Genomic DNA, 14961 nt, shown 5'->3' on the forward strand with positions numbered 1-14961 from the left:
TCAATCGCTGTACTGACGTTGCAAGTGTTCGCGGCGACCTTGGGCATCGAGCGTACGCTCGGCTTCCGGACGCGCTTCCAAACGTTCCAAGCCGATTTCTTCACCGGTGTCCACGCAGTAACCGTAGTCACCGTTATCGATACGACGCAGGATCGAATCCAGCTTGCCGATCATCTTGCGGTTACGGTCACGTTCGCGAAGCTCCAACGCATTCTCGGTTTCGCGACTGGCGCGCTCGGCGTCATCACCGACATCACGCACTTCTTCTTTGAGACTTTCGATCGTTTGCTTGGATTCGGCGACCAATGCCGCGCGGCGATCGAGCAACTTCTGACGGAAGTACTCGATGTGCAGCGGGTTCATGTATTCCTCGTCCACCGACGGCTTGTAGCCGGGCGGAAGAATCGGGCGCTTGGTTTCCTTGTCCGTGTCGTATTTCACGACTTTGACCTTGGACGACTTCGGCGCGACCTTTTCGGTCGGGGCTTTGGCCGTCAATGTCTTGCCGATCGGGCGTACGCGCGGCGGCATCGGCACCGGTGCACGCGGCGCGACATCCAGCGGCGCATGCGTTGTTTTGCGGCCCGGTTTCTTGGCCGCCTTCGCAGCTGCAGGTGCAGGTGCGGGCGCCGGTGCGGCAACCTTCACCTCGACCGGCGCGGGCGCTGCAACCGGCTTGACCGGTTTGACCGCAGCGGCAGGTGCAACTTGCTTCGTCGCCGGCTTCGCGGCCTTGGCAGCCGCCTTCACCACAGGCGCCGCCTTCTTTACGGGCGCAGCAACCGCTTTCTTCGCGACCGGTGCAGCCTTTTTGGCCGGCGCCTTCTTGGCAGCAGGCTTGGCGACCTTCGCAGCGGGCTTCGCGGCGGCAACTTTCTTGGCGGCTGCCTTCGCAACCACCGGTTTCTTAGCGACCTTTACCGGTGCTTTCACGACCTTCTTGGCGGTCTTGGCCACCGGCTTTGCAGCAGGTTTGACGGCTTTGGCAGCCTTCGCCACCGGTTTCACGGCTTTTTTGGCCGCGACGGCTTTCTTTGCAGGTGCGGCCTTTTTGGCCGGCGCCTTGGCCTTGGTGGTGCTCTTTGCAGAGGTTTTCACCGTTTTCTTTGCTGTTTTCTTGACTGCCACGAATCCGTCCTTGCTTGGGTCCCCTTGAGCGCGGGACGTCGGCTGTTATAGCCTAAGTACCTGTCGCCCGCAAGCCGGAAATACTGCGCCAAGCCGCGTCGAATTATTGTGATCTCCCGAATTCTCATTTTTTGCATCCGCTGCTACAAGCGTTTGCTGAGTCCGTTGCTGGGTCAACGATGCCGTTTTTATCCGAGTTGTTCGACCTACGGCATCGAAGCCATCCAGCGCTTCGGTGCGCTTCACGGTGGCTGGCTCACAATGAAACGCATCGCGCGCTGCCATCCGCTCAATCCGGGCGGCATGGATCCGGTGCCCGATAAACCCGATAAGGACTGCCCATGTCATCGACACTGATCACCAACGCACGCATCGTCAACGAGGGGCGTGAGTTCGTCGCCGATCTGCGCATCGAGAACGACCGCATCGCCCTCATCGGCGACGCCCTCGCCGCCAAACCGGGCGAAACGGTACGCGATGCACAAGGTGCGTGGTTGATGCCCGGCATGGTCGATGACCAAGTCCATTTCCGTGATCCCGGTCTGACCCACAAGGGCGATCTGGCCACTGAGTCACGCGCTGCGGTGGCGGGCGGCATCACCAGTTTCATGGACATGCCCAACACGGTACCGCCCACCCTGAACGCGGACGTTCTGGAGGCCAAGTACGCCAATGCGGCGGGTCGTAGTGCCGGCAATTACGGCTTTTACATGGGCGCGAGTAACGACAACCTGGAACACATCAAGGTCATCGATCCGCTGGCCACGCCCGGTGTGAAGGTGTTCATGGGTGCCTCGACGGGCAACATGTTGGTGGATGATCCGGAAGTGCTCGACGGCATATTCGCCGCGGCGCCGGTGCCGATCATCACCCATTGCGAAGACACGCCCATGATCGACGCAATGATGGCCAAGTACCAAGCCGAATTCGGCGATGCCTTGAGTGCCGAGCAGCATCCGGATATCCGTTGCCGTGAAGCGTGTATGAAGTCGACTTTGCTGGCGCTTGAACTGGCCAAACGACACGATGCGCGCCTGCATGTTCTGCACATTTCCACCGCCGACGAATTGGCCCTGTTCGAGCGTGGCCCCCTGATTCGCGCCGACGGCACACGCAAGCGCATCACGGCGGAAACCTGCGTGCATTTCCTGCATTTCGATCGCGCTGATTACGCGACGCTTGGCAATTTCATCAAGTGCAATCCGGCCATAAAGGATGAATCCGATCGCCTGGCGATTTTGCGCGCCTTGGCGGACGACGTGCTGGATGTGTTGGCCACCGATCATGCGCCGCACACCTTGGAAGAGAAACAATCCCCCTATGCAAAGGCGCCTAGCGGCTTGCCGTTGGTGCAGTACGCGCTGGTTTCGGCGTTGGAGCGTGCACATGAAGGCGCCCTCACCCGTGCGCAAGTTGTTCAAAAATTCGCACACGCCCCCGCGCAATTGTTCGATGTCAAAGATCGCGGATTCATTCGAGAAGGTGGCTATGCCGATCTTGTGTTGGTCGAATCGCTGCCGATGACTGTGAAGCGCGAGGACGTCCTCAGCAAATGCGGTTGGTCGCCGTTTGAAGGGCAAAGTTTCCATCACCGCATTGCGTCGACCTGGGTCAACGGTGAATTGGCTTGGGATGGCAAATCCGTGGTCAACGCAACCGCCGGCCGTCGCATGGAATTCGCACGGTGAGCTATCGCGTGTGGTTGTTGGGCGCCCTCCTTTTCGCCTCACAAGCTAACGCGCAAGGCATCGATCCGCAGCGGGTGATTTCCATGCAGACCGAGGCGCTGGAAGGCAGTCTGGTGATGGGACGTGCGCCGATCGGCACGAAGGTGTCGGTCTTCGGCAAAGACATCCGTGTCGGCGCTGATGGCAGCTTTGTTTTTGCGGTGCCACGAGAAGCGGAAGGCAGCGTGCGCGTGACGTTTGCACCGCGTAGCGGCATCGCATTTTCGCAAGAGGTCAAAGTCCTGCCCAAGCAATGGGTGGAGCAGCGCGTCAACGGTGTGCCGCCAGCGACGGTGAATCCACCGCCCGCGATCGCCGAACGCATCGCGCGTGAACAAGCATTGGTCGTCGAAGCACGCAAACGTGACGACGACCGCGAAGACTTCTTGCAGACGTTCATTTGGCCGGTGCGAGGTCGCATTAGTGGTCAATTCGGAAATCGTCGTGTGTATAACGGCCAGCCGGGATCCGCCCACTCGGGTGCCGACATTGCCGCCCCTGCCGGCACGCCGATCAAGGCGCCCGCCGATGGCGTGATCAGTTTCGCCAACAAAGACCTCTATCTGACCGGCGGCACGGTCGTGCTGGATCACGGCTTCGGCGTCAGCACGAACTACTTGCACATGTCGCGCATCGACGTGAAGGTCGGCGACGTCGTCAAGCAAGGTCAGGTCATCGGTGCCGTGGGTTCCACCGGCCGGGCAACCGGACCCCACCTGCACTGGGGCATGAGTTGGTTTGAAACGCGGGTGGATCCGCTGTTGATGGTGAAATAAAACCGCGCCGCCTCAGCGGGCAAGAATTTTGCCGCGCACCGATGCCACCGCATCGTGGGCATGCAAGCTTTCAACGTGCGCCACGCGCACGGAAAATTCCGTACCCAACGCGGTTTGATGCGACAGTGCGGCGGCAACCCTCCTCGCCGCATCTTCACAGAACATGAGGTTTTCGGCGTTGCGTACGGCGAATGCCTGTTCGTCTTCGCGCTTCACCGCTGTTTGTACCGGCGTGCCCAACGCGTCTTCGACCAGGTCGATGACCGTTTCAATCGGCAACGCGGCCGGCGATTCGTGCAACGTGATCGAAACTTCGGCGCGGCTACGCTGCGCATGCGGAGTGGCCGCCATACCTTGTTTCGACTGCAACCATTCGGCAACGGCTTGCGCATCCGCATCGCCCTTGCCGAATGCGGAAACAAAGGCCTCGGCATTTTTTTGTCGTGACAAGGCCGCGGACGCCGGACAGGTGCTGGAGTAGTCGATGTCCACGCGTAATTCAAATTGGGTCACGTCCTGGGTTCGCGTCGCACGGACTTGAACGGGATACTGTTTCCAGCCGGAAAACTGACTGACCAAGGCTTTTCGATCGATCAACTGCAGGAATCGCAGGTGCAAGCGCGCAGCGTCAGCATTGCCGCCTTGCGACGCGATGCAATCCGCCAACACTTCGGCCATCCGTTGTGTGGTCAGCAGACCATTGGCCAAATCGGCTTGAAGCGTGAGGTAAAGGCGCGACATGTGGATGCCACGCGCCGCGCTATCGGTGAGATTGACTTCGACGTCCGCTTCGGCTGGCACGCGCATGCCGGGGGCGACTTCCAACGGCATCGCCATGCCGGCCATGCCGACCCAATCCAAGGGCCGCGCAAAATCGGCGGCATCACCGGCGACATCCGGCAATGCCGTGTTCGTTTGATGTGACTCGTTCATGCGGTCATTTTAGCCCTTGCGGGCTGCACGCCAGCTTGCCAAGAGCACCTGGAACCGCCCCACCGCACGACCGGCGGAATTTGCACGGAGGTCGGCGAGCGCATCCAACACACGGCGCGCGGCAGCGCCAAGAGAAGGCTCAGACCCCAAGCCTTGGTCCGGCACGATGCCGACCGAAATCAACAGGGTTCGGATCACCCGCGCATTTGACGGCGCGCTGCGGCCGCCGAATAGGGCTTGTTCGCTCTGCGCAATGAGGGCTGCAAACCCCTCCACTGCGCGTACAAGCTCGGCGATGTTGCCGGTGGTGCCCAGGTCACGTTCTTTCAGGGCGCCCATTTGCTGTGCAATCGCGGCCCAGTCGACCGGCAGCGGTTGTAGCGTTGCCCCTAACGGATGCCGACGTGCGCCCTTTGCCCAGCCTTTCAATTCCTCTTGCCACCAGGCGAGCTTGGCCATGCCGGGTGCCGCATCGGCGCCGGACCAAGCCGCGAGGGCCAACTCATCCAACCAAGCGAACCAGACCCAAGCCAGCGGACGCGTGTTTGCAGGCAGAAATAGCTCCGCGATCTCCCACTCGGGCCAACGGCTGAGCCATTTTTCGCGTGCCGCTTGCAAGGTGATATTGGTTTCCGTGCTCAAGGCCATGCGTCCGCGGCTCTCAAGTCGGCGATGTCTTGCAACATGACATCACCGCCCCAGGTTTCCGGCGCATCGCCTTCCAAGCGATAGCCCCACAACGCCACCGCGGAGCGCATGTTGGCCGCGCGCGCGGCCTCAATATCGCGTTCGTCATCACCGACGTAGACACAGTCGTCCACCGACACGCCCATGGTCGCAACGGCATGCAACAGCGGTAACGGATGCGGCTTGCGTTCGGCCAAGCTGTCACCGCCAATCAACACTTCGCTGCGGTCAAGCCAGCCGACTTTCCGGACGATGTCGCGCGCCAACCCCTCGGGCTTGTTGGTGACAATGCCCCAGCGCACGCCGGCCGCTTCAAGCCATTGCAAGAAGTCTTCAACACCGGGAAACGGACGGCCATGGCGACCAGACTCACGTGCATAGATGTCAAGGAATTCGGGCACATGCGCGTCACGCGTTTGCGCATCCCACTCGGGAAATGCCGCGCTGATCATCGCTCTGGACCCTTTGGAGACGTGTGGGCGCAGCTGAGACAGCGCCATAGGCGCGGCACCGCGCGCCGCCTTCATCAGATTGATCGTGGCCAACATGTCGGGCGCACTGTCGAGCAAGGTGCCGTCCAGATCGAACAGCACGACTTTCGGTAATGCAGACATCTCAGCTTGCTTTCCGCGCCGTCGCCAAATAATTGATATCGGTCCGCGTGCTGAGGCGTGCACGATTGCCGATGGGCAAATATTCAATGCCGCTAACGTCGTCCAACGTGAGTCCAGCCGCGCGAATCCCTTGGGCCAATTCCGCCGGCTTGATGAAATCCCGATATTGGTGCGTGCCGGTCGGCAAAATCCGGGCAATGTATTCAGCGCCGACAATCGCCAACGCAAACGCCGCCGGTGTGCGATTGAGTGTGGAAACGCAGAGCGTCCCACCCGGCTTCAACAAGCTCGCACAGGCCGCGAGAATGGCACCCGGATCCGGCACGTGCTCAAGCATTTCCATGCAGGTCACCACGTCGTAGTGCCCGGGCCGCTCTGCGGCGAGTGCCTCAACGGGAACCTGCAGATATTCCACTTCCACGCCTTGATCCAACGCATGCAGCTTCGCCACTTCAACCAGCTCCGGTGCCAAATCGATGCCGGTCACGGTGGCGCCATTGCGTGCCATCGCCTCGCTCAGCAACCCGCCACCGCAGCCCACGTCCAAAACTTTCTGGCCGGCCAGCGCGACGCGCGCCTCGATATAGCCAAGACGCACCGGATTCAAGGCATGTAGCGCCTTTTGCGGTCCGTTTTCGTCCCACCAACGGCTTGCCAGCGCGCCGAATTTATCGAGCTCGGCTTGGCGTGCATTGACATGCGTTGTCATCGTTGAACTCCCACTGCGGCGATCTTTTCGCGCCAAACGTGCGCATTGGCCAACACGGCACTTTCGTCCATATCCACCAACACGCGCTTCTCAAGTTTTTGCTTTCCGGCGATCCACACATCACTCACATCGTTGCGCGATGCCGCGTAGATGATTTGCGAAATCACATGGAAGAGCGGTTGGGTTTCGACAGACGACAAATCAATGCAGGCCAGGTCGGCTTGTTTGCCCACTTCAATCGACCCGATGTCGTGATCTAAGTGCATGGCTTTCGCGCCGCCCAACGTCGCTGCGCGCAAGGCTTCCGGCGCGGACAACGCCGAAGCGTCTTCGGCCACCGCCTTCGCCAAAATCGCTGCCGTCCGGGTTTCGCCGATCATGTCGAGGTCGTTATTGCTGGCAACGCCGTCAGTGCCGATGGCCAGATTCACACCGGCCTTCATCAGTGCACAAGCCGGACAGAAACCCGAAGCGAGTTTCAGATTCGACTCCGGGCAATGCACAACGCTGACGCCCTGCTCCGAGCACAGATGAATTTCCTCGCGCGTCAGTTGGGTCATGTGCACCGCGATCAGATTGCGGTTGATGAGTCCCAAGCGACGCAATCGTTCAATCGGACGCACGCCGTAATCGGCGATGGATTGCTCGACTTCCTGCGCTGTCTCATGCAAATGCAAATGCACCGGTATACCCAGCTTCTCGGCCATGTCACGCACACGGGAGAAGTTGTCGTCGTCGACCGTATACGGCGCGTGCGGTGCCATCGCGGTGCTGACCAACTTGCTGGAGGCCAAGGCCTGATGCACAGCCTCCGCGCGCGCGAAGTATTCGTCGTCGTCCTTGGCCCAGGCCGTCGGAAAATCGATCACCGGCAGACCGACACGCACGCGAAAGCCCAACTTTTCGTAGGTTTGCGCTTGGATGTCAGGGAAAAAATAGTTTTCATTACAAGTTGTGGTGCCGCAGCGGAGCATTTCAGCGACCGCATGCGTACAACCTGCCTCAACAAAGTCAGGCCCGATGACCGCCGCTTCAATCGGCCAAATGTGCTGCTGCAACCAGACTTTCAACGGCAAATCGTCGGCGACCCCGCGCATCAAACTCATCGGATTATGGGTGTGCGCGTTGACGAATCCAGGAATCAAGGCCGCGTTGGGTCGCGATACCGTACGCGCGGCGGCATATTTCCGGCGTGCATCGGATGTCGGCAGGATATCGACAATTTTGTCGCCATTAATGGCGACGGCATGGTCTTCCAGTACCACGGCGTGCGGCACGACGGGCACCACATAGCCGGGTTCGATCAGGAGGTCGCAGGCCTCGGGTGTGGAATCACTGTGCATGTTTCGGTTACTCGAAAGTACAACGGCGCTGTATTCGCAATAGCAAAAACCGCGTCGCTGAAGAACACGACGCGGTCATGCGGGAAGACATCTTGTTTGGGATCGGTCTTCGACATCAGGGGGCCAGTATGGCGCCTGCTTATTTCACGCGGCTGACATATTCGCCACTACGGGTGTCGACCTTGATGATTTCTTCTTGACCGACGAACAAAGGCACGCGGACCACTGCACCGGTTTCCAGTACGGCCGGCTTGCCGCCACCGCCGGAGGTGTCACCGCGCACACCCGGATCGGTTTCGGTGATCTTGAGTTCGACGAAGTTCGGCGGCTGAACCGCAATCGGCGTGCCGTTCCACAAGGTGACGACGCAATCCTCTTCGCCCTTCAACCACTTTTCCGCGCCGCCCATGCCGGCTTTATCGGCTTGGACCTGCTCGAAACTTTCGGGGTTCATGAAGTGCCAGTATTCGCCGTCGGCGTAGAGGAACTGCATGTCGGTATCCATGACGTCCGCGACTTCGACGCTGTCGGTCGCTTTCATGGTGATTTCTTGCACGCGACCGTTCTTGATGTTGCGGAACTTCATGCGGGTGAAGGCTTGGCCTTTACCCGGCTTCACGTACTCGGTTTCAGTGATGACGCAAGGATCGTTATTGACCAAAATCTTTTGGCCGGTCTTGACGTCGTTCATACCCAAAGTGGCCATGGCCGGAATCTCCTGAAGCTGGGGGTCGAAGCAACGTGCCGCAACCGAATAAAATGGTGTACCCGGGCCGTCTGCCCGGAATCAGACCGTCAATGATACCTGCAGCCCTTCCCATCCAAAAGACCGCCCACAGCTGGCAAGCCGCGTGGCGCAACGCTGTCACCGACCCGGCCGACCTGCTTGCGCGCCTCGGATTGGGGCATCGGCTGGCCGAGCTCTCCGAGGCCGCCATGGCGCAGTTTCCATTGCGCGTGCCTGAAAGCTTTGTGGCGCGCATGGTGCCGGGTGACATGAACGACCCCTTGCTTCGCCAAGTGCTGCCGGTGGACGCGGAAACCGACAAGGTTCCCGGCTACAGCTTCGATGCCGTGGGTGACGGCAGCGCGATGGCCGCCCAGGGCCTCTTGCATAAGTACGCGGGCCGGGTCTTGCTGGTCACCACCGGAAGCTGTGCCATCCACTGCCGCTATTGCTTCCGACGGCACTTTCCTTATGCGGAGGCTTCCGCCTCACCCAACGATTGGGATGCCGCCATCAGCCATATCGCGGCCGATGCATCGATTTCGGAGGTCATCCTCTCCGGTGGCGACCCCCTGTCGCTCTCCACCGCCAAACTCGCCGCGCTGACCGATCAATTGGCGGGCATCGATCATGTCCGTCGCCTGCGCATCCACTCGCGCTTGCCGGTGGTTTTGCCCGAACGGGTCGACGACGAATTGATCGCTTGGTTGTCCGCCGTGTCAATGCCCGTGACTTGGGTGGTGCACGCAAACCACGCCAACGAGTTCGACGATGCGGTCGCGGCAGCGCTATCCCGCATTCGGCTGCCCCATGTCACGCTGTTGAATCAGGCGGTCCTGCTGCGCGGTGTGAACGACAGCGTCGATGCCCTCGCCGACTTGAGTGAACGCGCATACGCACAAGGGGTTTTGCCCTATTACCTGCATTTGCTCGACCGTGTGCATGGCGCCGCCCATTTCGATGTCATCGAATCCGAAGCGAAAACGTTGATATCCCTGTTGCGTGCACGCCTGCCGGGGTACTTGGTACCCAGACTGGCGCGGGAAACCGAGGGCAATGACAGCAAAGACCTGCTGGCCTGAGGCGATTGCCGGCAACAACAGTTTCAAAATTCGCCTATATAGTGTGTATTAGATGTTGAAGGCCACCCCCGGGACCCTTTCGTAATGGCAAAGCAAGAAAACCAGACCATCCGAATCCTCGTCGTAGATGACCGTCCCGAAGATGCGGAAGCATTGGTCAGTGGTATGCGCAATGAAGGCCTGCCGGTTCGCGCCACGCGCCCCGCGTCCGCCGACGAGCTGGCGGATTGCCTGGCGAAACAATCATTCGAGTTGGTGATCTCACAGCAAAACAGCGAGACGATCCCGCTTAAAACGCTCGTTGCCGAAGTGCGTCGCACCGGCAAGGACCTTCCAGTCATCATGGTGCTCGAGAAGTTCGAGCAAGAAAGCGTCTCCGAAGCCATCAGTCTCGACGTGGATGGATTGGCATTGTCATGGATCCCCGGCAACGTCTTGAAGATCGTCAAACGGGAATACCGCCAACTCACCGGACGCCGCGACCTTCGCCGGTTGGAAGCCAGCCTTCGTGAAAGCGAACGCCGCTGTGATGCCTTGATTGATTCGTCGCGGGATCCGATCGCCTATGTGCACGAAGGCATGCACATCCGCGCCAACCCGGCCTACTTGGAAATGTTCGGCTACGACGATTTCGAAGACGTCGAAGGCATGTCCATTCTCGACATGATCGCGCCAGCAGACACCGATCGCTTCAAAAAACTCTTGAAAGGATTCTCCAAAGGCGAAATCCCCATGGACGAGCGTCAGGAAGTGCAAGCCAGAGATGCCGAAGGCAAGAGCTTTCCTGCGGTGATGGAGTTCTCCCATGCCGAATACGAAGGTGAGGCGTGCCTGCAGATCATCTTCCGTCGCCAAGAGCTGTCCGCCGATCTCGCCCAAGAAATCGATGATCTGAAACGACGTGACGTCGGCACCGGCCTGCTCAACCGCCCCACATTCCTGCAATCGCTGGAAAGCGCCGTGTCGGGTGCGGCCAACCAGAATGAAGGTCATGGCCTCCTGCAAATCCAATTGGACCACTACAGCCAATTGCTCGGCCAGCTGGGCATGGACGCCGCCGACAAACTGATGCGGGCATTGGGCGACCGCATTCGCCCCCTGATGACCGAGCGCGCCGAACTGGCACGCCTGGGAGAAGCGTCCTTGGCGGTGTTGTTGCGACACTCACCGCATACCGAGACGCGCGCAATGGCGCAAGGCATTGTCGATGCCGTTCGCGACCAACTGCTCAAGATCGACGAAAAATCGATCACTGCGACGGCAAGCGTGGCGGCGGTACAGATCGGTGAACGTAATGCACAGGTCACGCGCGTTTTGCACCGTTCGGAAGAACTCATCAACAGCGCGGTCGCCTTGGGCGGCAACCGCGCAGAAATGTTTGATCCCAGTGAAGTGGACCGTGCCGAAGAGGCCCGCATCGAAGCCTGGGTGCAGCGCATTCGCCAAGCGATTGATTCGAACCAATTGGCCCTGCACTTCCAGCCGATCGCCAATCTGCTGGGTGACCCGCAGCCGTTCTACGAATCCTATTTGCGTCTGCTGGATGTGTCAGGTGAAACCATCGCACCCGGCGCGTTCCTGGCCATTGCCGAAGAGCGCGACATGATTCGCGAGATCGACAGCATCGTGATTGAACGTGCTGCGCAAACCCTGTCAGCGCATCCCTCCGATCCGCCGGTGCGCATCCTCGCGCAAATCAGCAAATCCGCGCTCTCGGACCCCGCCCTCGCCGAGGAAGTCGGTGCCGTCATCGCCAAGTACAACTTGCGACCCGGCCAATTGTTCTTGTTGACACACGAATCCAATGCATCAACACAACTGGCGCAGGCGGCGGAATTGCAGAAGGCGCTGGATAGAGTCGGCAGCGGTCTCGTCATCGGCCAATTCGGTGCCGGCCTCAACTCCATCCAGTTGATGGAACACCTCAAGCCGAAGTTCGTGAAACTCGACAACAGCTTCATGACCGACTTTGCCAAATCCCCCGATCAGCAAGCCAAGGTGCGCCAGTTGGCCGAGGCGGCGAAAGCGGCCGGCATTCCGACCATTGCGCCGCAGGTGTCGGACACCGCCTCGATGACCTCGCTGTTTACCAATAGTGTCGAGTTCGTGGAAGGCAACTTCCTGTCGCCACCGGGACCGAATCTGGACTTCGAATTCTGATCGAGCGCAGCTGTGAAGCACCCCATCGGCCGCTTTGCACCCTCACCTACCGGTGATTTGCACGCCGGCTCGATCATCGCGGCACTTGGCAGTTATCTTTTTGCAAAATCCGCCCAAGGGACTTGGCGGGTTCGCATCGAAGATGTGGATGGTATCCGGGAAGTCCCGGGCGCTGCCGATCGACAGCAGGCACAGTTGGCGCTGTTAGGCCTGCATGCAGATGGCGAGATCGTCCGCCAGTCCGACCGCAACGCCCTGTACCAAACCGCCCTTGATCGACTCGTGGCGCAGGGCCATGCGTTCGAATGTCATTGCAGCCGGTCCGATCTGGCTGCACAAGGCGGCGTTCACCGTCACTGTGTGCCAGATCGCAAACGACCCGATCCGGCATGGCGGCTGCGCGTGCCTGATCACTGTGAGATTGCCTTCGACGACCTGTTGCATGGTCACAAGCAAGATCGCGTCGACCTCGACGTGGGCGATTTCGTTTTGAAACGCGCAGATGGTTTCTGGGCGTACCAGATGGCGGTCGTGATTGATGACGCAGCGCAACAGATCAGCGAAGTCGTTCGCGGATCGGATTTGTTGGATTCAACCGCGCGTCAAATCTTTCTGCAGCAATGTCTGGACTTGCCCAGACCCGTTTATGCACACCTTCCTTTGCTGCTTGATGCAGAAGGCCGAAAGTACTCGAAAACCCTTGAATCCGAGGCTGTGACGCCGGCCAATGCCGAACATGTTTTGTCGCAAGCGTGGCGGATGTTGGGACAAATGCCGCTGCGCACAGGGACGAAATTCGACGCAGAAACATGGCTGTCGCGGGCGCTGGATGCCTTCGATGCCGGACGCATCCCAACGGCACAAATCCGTACCTGAGCCGTCCTAACGCGAATCGCAACATTGGAAGCCTAGAATCAATCGCAAGGGAATTTCCAATGTCAAAGAGAGGGCTGCCATGTCATCACGCGTCGCATTCGTCACCGGAGGAACCGGCGGCATCGGTACCGCCATCGTCAAGCAGCTCGCCCAGCAAGGCCACCGTGTTGCGACCAACTATCGCAATGAGGAACGTGCCAAAGCCTGGCAGGCGGAGATGAAGGCGCAAGGCATCGACGTATACATCGTCAAAGGCGATGTGACATCTCCGGAAGATGCCGAAGCTATGGTGAAAGACGTCGAAGCCGCGCTCGGCCCGATCGAAGTGTTGGTGAACAATGCGGGCATCACCCGTGACAGCACGTTCCACCGCATGAATTCGGATCAATGGTGCGATGTCATCAACACCAATCTGAACTCCTGTTTCAACGTCACCCGCCCGGTAATCGAAGGCATGCGTGAACGCAAATGGGGGCGCATCATTCAGATCAGTTCGATCAACGGGCTGAAGGGGCAATACGGTCAAGCCAACTATGCCGCTGCCAAAGCGGGCATGCACGGCTTCACCATTTCCCTGGCCCGGGAAAATGCCCGCAACGGCATCACCGTCAACACCATCTCACCGGGCTACATTGCGACCGACATGGTGATGGCGGTGCCGGAAGAAGTCCGCAACAAAATCATTGCCGACATCCCCACCGGCCGTCTCGGCACGCCGGAAGAAATCGCCTACGGTGTCGCGTTTCTGGCGGGTGACCAGGCCGGTTGGATTACCGGTTCAAACTTGGATATCAACGGCGGACACCACATGGGTTGGTAAAGCGCTTGAAACCATGCACAATGGTGCAGCGCGTCATCCACGGCGCCTGCACCAGGTCAATGCATGAACAAGTTGCGAGTCATCAAGAAATATCCGAACCGTCGTCTTTACGACACGGAAATTTCCAGCTACATCACCGTTGAGGATGTGCGCCAGTTGATTCTGGACGGTCTCGACTTCGAAGTGCGTGATGCAAAAACGGGCGACGACCTCACCCGTCAGGTGTTGCTGCAGATCATTGCCGAACACGAACAGTCCGGCGAGCCCGTGCTCACCACGCCGATGCTGAGTCAGATCATTCGTTTGTATGGCGACAGCATGCAAGGCTTCATGGGTAATTACCTGGAACGCAGCATGCAACTCTTCATGGATCAACAAGCACAGTTCCGCCAACAATTCGGCGGCATGCTGGGCCCCTCGCCGTGGACGATGATGAATCAACTGGCCGAGCGCAACATGGAAGTGTGGAAAGACATGCAGGCGCAATTCCTAAGCGGCGGCACGACGCCTGCCTCCCGCAGCGAAGACGATCCCAAGAAGCGGCACGGCGGCAAGTAAGGTGGCCACCGACCGCGCGTTCTTGGACTACATCGTCGAACAAGCGGCTCTGGGCGATGCGCTCACTTTCAAGCGGATGTTCGGCGAATACGGTCTGTACGTCGATGGCAAAGTGGTCGCGTTTGTCTGCGACAACAGTCTTTTCATCAAAGCGGCCGAAGCCACACGTCATCTGACAGCCGATTTGCCTATGCGCCCGCCCTATCCGGGCGCGAAAGATTATCCGGTGGCAGACGAGTTGATTGACGACTCGGACGCACTGCGCAACTTGCTGCTGGCAACCGAACGCGCGCTTCCTGCGGCCAAGCCCAAGCCACCCAAGAAACGCGCACGGAAGACGGTCAGCTGAACGATTGGCGGATCTGATTCAGCCATTCACATTCCGCTTCAAATCGTCCCGACACTATGTTGTCTAACGAAAGACGTCTCATGCGTCGCAGGAGAGTATTGAATGACATCCCGATTGTTGACCGGCCTTGCAGTGCTTGCTTTGACTGCGCCCGGGCTCGCATCCGCCGCAGGCGCCAACACCGGCAAGCAAGCCTCACAGTGCTTTGCGATGTACAAGATCGCCGAACAAGTGCCCGCCAATGCCGCGCACCGCAACGACCTGAAGAAGCTTCAAGGCTTGATGTCGTGGTCGATGCAGAAAAATGCCGTGTCGCAAAAGCAGTTCACCCAATGGTCCGGTGAAATGATGGACAAAATGGGCTCGCCGAAGAAGCCCAATAAGACCTTCATGAACTCACAGATCCAAAGCTGCAACGGCTTCGCCAAGGCGCAGTACGCCGAACTGGCCAAGGAAAAAGGCGCCAAGTAAG

General features: G+C 59.4%; 17 protein-coding genes. 10 read left to right on the top strand and 7 right to left on the bottom strand.

Annotation, left to right across the window (positions count from 1 at the left end; translation table 11 throughout):
* Positions 1–1128, bottom strand: a complete 1128-nt coding sequence (gene dksA / locus H8L67_RS06655; protein WP_220379078.1) for an RNA polymerase-binding protein DksA — start codon at positions 1126–1128, stop codon at positions 1–3.
* Between the two features lie 108 nt (positions 1129–1236).
* Between dksA and yidD the strand changes: the two genes are divergently transcribed.
* Genes yidD through H8L67_RS06670 form a run of 3 tightly spaced genes read left to right on the top strand, consistent with a single transcriptional unit; the run spans position 1237 to position 3631 of the window.
* Positions 1237–1485, top strand: a complete 249-nt coding sequence (gene yidD / locus H8L67_RS06660) for a membrane protein insertion efficiency factor YidD (RefSeq protein WP_220379079.1) — start codon at positions 1237–1239, stop codon at positions 1483–1485.
* On the top strand, positions 1470–2816 hold the full coding sequence (locus tag H8L67_RS06665) for a dihydroorotase (protein WP_220379080.1): 1347 nt from the start codon (positions 1470–1472) through the stop codon (positions 2814–2816). Before yidD ends, H8L67_RS06665 begins: the two co-directional genes overlap by 16 nt.
* On the top strand, positions 2804–3631 hold the full coding sequence (locus tag H8L67_RS06670) for a M23 family metallopeptidase (protein WP_305068570.1): 828 nt from the start codon (positions 2804–2806) through the stop codon (positions 3629–3631). Before H8L67_RS06665 ends, H8L67_RS06670 begins: the two co-directional genes overlap by 13 nt.
* Before the next feature lie 12 nt (positions 3632–3643).
* On the opposite strand, the gene folE2 is transcribed toward H8L67_RS06670, so the two are convergent.
* The 6 genes from folE2 to efp form a co-directional block, all read right to left on the bottom strand.
* Complete coding sequence (gene folE2 / locus H8L67_RS06675; RefSeq protein ID WP_220379081.1) at positions 3644–4564, bottom strand: GTP cyclohydrolase FolE2; 921 nt, start codon at positions 4562–4564, stop codon at positions 3644–3646.
* Between the two features lie 9 nt (positions 4565–4573).
* Positions 4574–5212 (bottom strand): isoprenoid biosynthesis enzyme family protein, encoded by a 639-nt coding sequence (locus H8L67_RS06680; RefSeq protein ID WP_220379082.1) that lies wholly within the window; start codon positions 5210–5212, stop codon positions 4574–4576.
* The gene (gene gph, locus H8L67_RS06685) at positions 5203–5865 is read right to left on the bottom strand and encodes a phosphoglycolate phosphatase (RefSeq protein ID WP_220379083.1); all 663 of its coding nucleotides are present in this window, start codon (positions 5863–5865) and stop codon (positions 5203–5205) included. Before gph ends, H8L67_RS06680 begins: the two co-directional genes overlap by 10 nt.
* A gap of 1 nt (position 5866) precedes the next feature.
* Entirely contained in the window at positions 5867–6574 is a 708-nt protein-coding gene (ubiG, locus tag H8L67_RS06690) for a bifunctional 2-polyprenyl-6-hydroxyphenol methylase/3-demethylubiquinol 3-O-methyltransferase UbiG (protein ID WP_220379084.1), read from the bottom strand.
* On the bottom strand, positions 6571–7917 hold the full coding sequence (locus H8L67_RS06695) for a TRZ/ATZ family hydrolase (protein WP_220379085.1): 1347 nt from the start codon (positions 7915–7917) through the stop codon (positions 6571–6573). The genes ubiG and H8L67_RS06695 overlap by 4 nt, the downstream gene beginning before the upstream one ends.
* Before the next feature lie 139 nt (positions 7918–8056).
* Entirely contained in the window at positions 8057–8623 is a 567-nt protein-coding gene (gene efp, locus H8L67_RS06700) for an elongation factor P (protein WP_220379086.1), read from the bottom strand.
* Between the two features lie 92 nt (positions 8624–8715).
* Between efp and epmB the strand changes: the two genes are divergently transcribed.
* The 7 genes from epmB to H8L67_RS06735 all read left to right on the top strand — a co-directional run bounded on the left by epmB (position 8716) and on the right by H8L67_RS06735 (position 14960).
* Complete coding sequence (epmB, locus tag H8L67_RS06705) at positions 8716–9726, top strand: EF-P beta-lysylation protein EpmB (RefSeq protein WP_220379087.1); 1011 nt, start codon at positions 8716–8718, stop codon at positions 9724–9726.
* A gap of 84 nt (positions 9727–9810) precedes the next feature.
* Positions 9811–11886 (top strand): GGDEF/EAL domain-containing response regulator, encoded by a 2076-nt coding sequence (locus H8L67_RS06710; RefSeq protein ID WP_220379088.1) that lies wholly within the window; start codon positions 9811–9813, stop codon positions 11884–11886.
* A gap of 12 nt (positions 11887–11898) precedes the next feature.
* Complete coding sequence (gluQRS, locus tag H8L67_RS06715) at positions 11899–12762, top strand: tRNA glutamyl-Q(34) synthetase GluQRS (protein ID WP_220379089.1); 864 nt, start codon at positions 11899–11901, stop codon at positions 12760–12762.
* Between the two features lie 79 nt (positions 12763–12841).
* Positions 12842–13582 carry a beta-ketoacyl-ACP reductase gene (locus H8L67_RS06720; protein ID WP_220379090.1) on the top strand — a complete coding sequence of 247 codons (741 nt, stop codon included), beginning with the start codon at positions 12842–12844 and terminating at the stop codon, positions 13580–13582.
* Positions 13583–13645: 63 nt separating this feature from the next.
* Positions 13646–14140, top strand: a complete 495-nt coding sequence (gene phaR / locus H8L67_RS06725; RefSeq protein WP_220379091.1) for a polyhydroxyalkanoate synthesis repressor PhaR — start codon at positions 13646–13648, stop codon at positions 14138–14140.
* Position 14141: 1 nt separating this feature from the next.
* Positions 14142–14489, top strand: coding sequence for a TfoX/Sxy family protein (locus H8L67_RS06730; RefSeq protein WP_220379092.1), 348 nt, complete (start codon positions 14142–14144; stop codon positions 14487–14489).
* 102 nt (positions 14490–14591) lie between these two features.
* Positions 14592–14960 (top strand): hypothetical protein, encoded by a 369-nt coding sequence (locus tag H8L67_RS06735; protein ID WP_220379093.1) that lies wholly within the window; start codon positions 14592–14594, stop codon positions 14958–14960.
* Position 14961 lies beyond the last annotated feature (1 nt).

It is taken from the genome of Lysobacter soyae, assembly GCF_019551435.1.
Lineage (GTDB): Bacteria > Pseudomonadota > Gammaproteobacteria > Xanthomonadales > Xanthomonadaceae > Solilutibacter > Solilutibacter soyae.

What these genes read in the sequence shown, in the direction of transcription:
- H8L67_RS06665 (WP_220379080.1), top strand. Translation starts at nt 1,470, where the DNA reads ATGTCATCGACACTGATCACCAACGCACGCATCGTCAACGAGGGGCGT.
- folE2 (WP_220379081.1), bottom strand. Translation starts at nt 4,564, where the DNA reads ATGAACGAGTCACATCAAACGAACACGGCATTGCCGGATGTCGCCGGT.
- H8L67_RS06680 (WP_220379082.1), bottom strand. Translation starts at nt 5,212, where the DNA reads ATGGCCTTGAGCACGGAAACCAATATCACCTTGCAAGCGGCACGCGAA.
- gph (WP_220379083.1), bottom strand. Translation starts at nt 5,865, where the DNA reads ATGTCTGCATTACCGAAAGTCGTGCTGTTCGATCTGGACGGCACCTTG.
- ubiG (WP_220379084.1), bottom strand. Translation starts at nt 6,574, where the DNA reads ATGACAACGCATGTCAATGCACGCCAAGCCGAGCTCGATAAATTCGGC.
- H8L67_RS06695 (WP_220379085.1), bottom strand. Translation starts at nt 7,917, where the DNA reads ATGCACAGTGATTCCACACCCGAGGCCTGCGACCTCCTGATCGAACCC.
- efp (WP_220379086.1), bottom strand. Translation starts at nt 8,623, where the DNA reads ATGGCCACTTTGGGTATGAACGACGTCAAGACCGGCCAAAAGATTTTG.
- epmB (WP_220379087.1), top strand. Translation starts at nt 8,716, where the DNA reads ATGATACCTGCAGCCCTTCCCATCCAAAAGACCGCCCACAGCTGGCAA.
- H8L67_RS06710 (WP_220379088.1), top strand. Translation starts at nt 9,811, where the DNA reads ATGGCAAAGCAAGAAAACCAGACCATCCGAATCCTCGTCGTAGATGAC.
- H8L67_RS06720 (WP_220379090.1), top strand. Translation starts at nt 12,842, where the DNA reads ATGTCATCACGCGTCGCATTCGTCACCGGAGGAACCGGCGGCATCGGT.
- phaR (WP_220379091.1), top strand. Translation starts at nt 13,646, where the DNA reads ATGAACAAGTTGCGAGTCATCAAGAAATATCCGAACCGTCGTCTTTAC.
- H8L67_RS06735 (WP_220379093.1), top strand. Translation starts at nt 14,592, where the DNA reads ATGACATCCCGATTGTTGACCGGCCTTGCAGTGCTTGCTTTGACTGCG.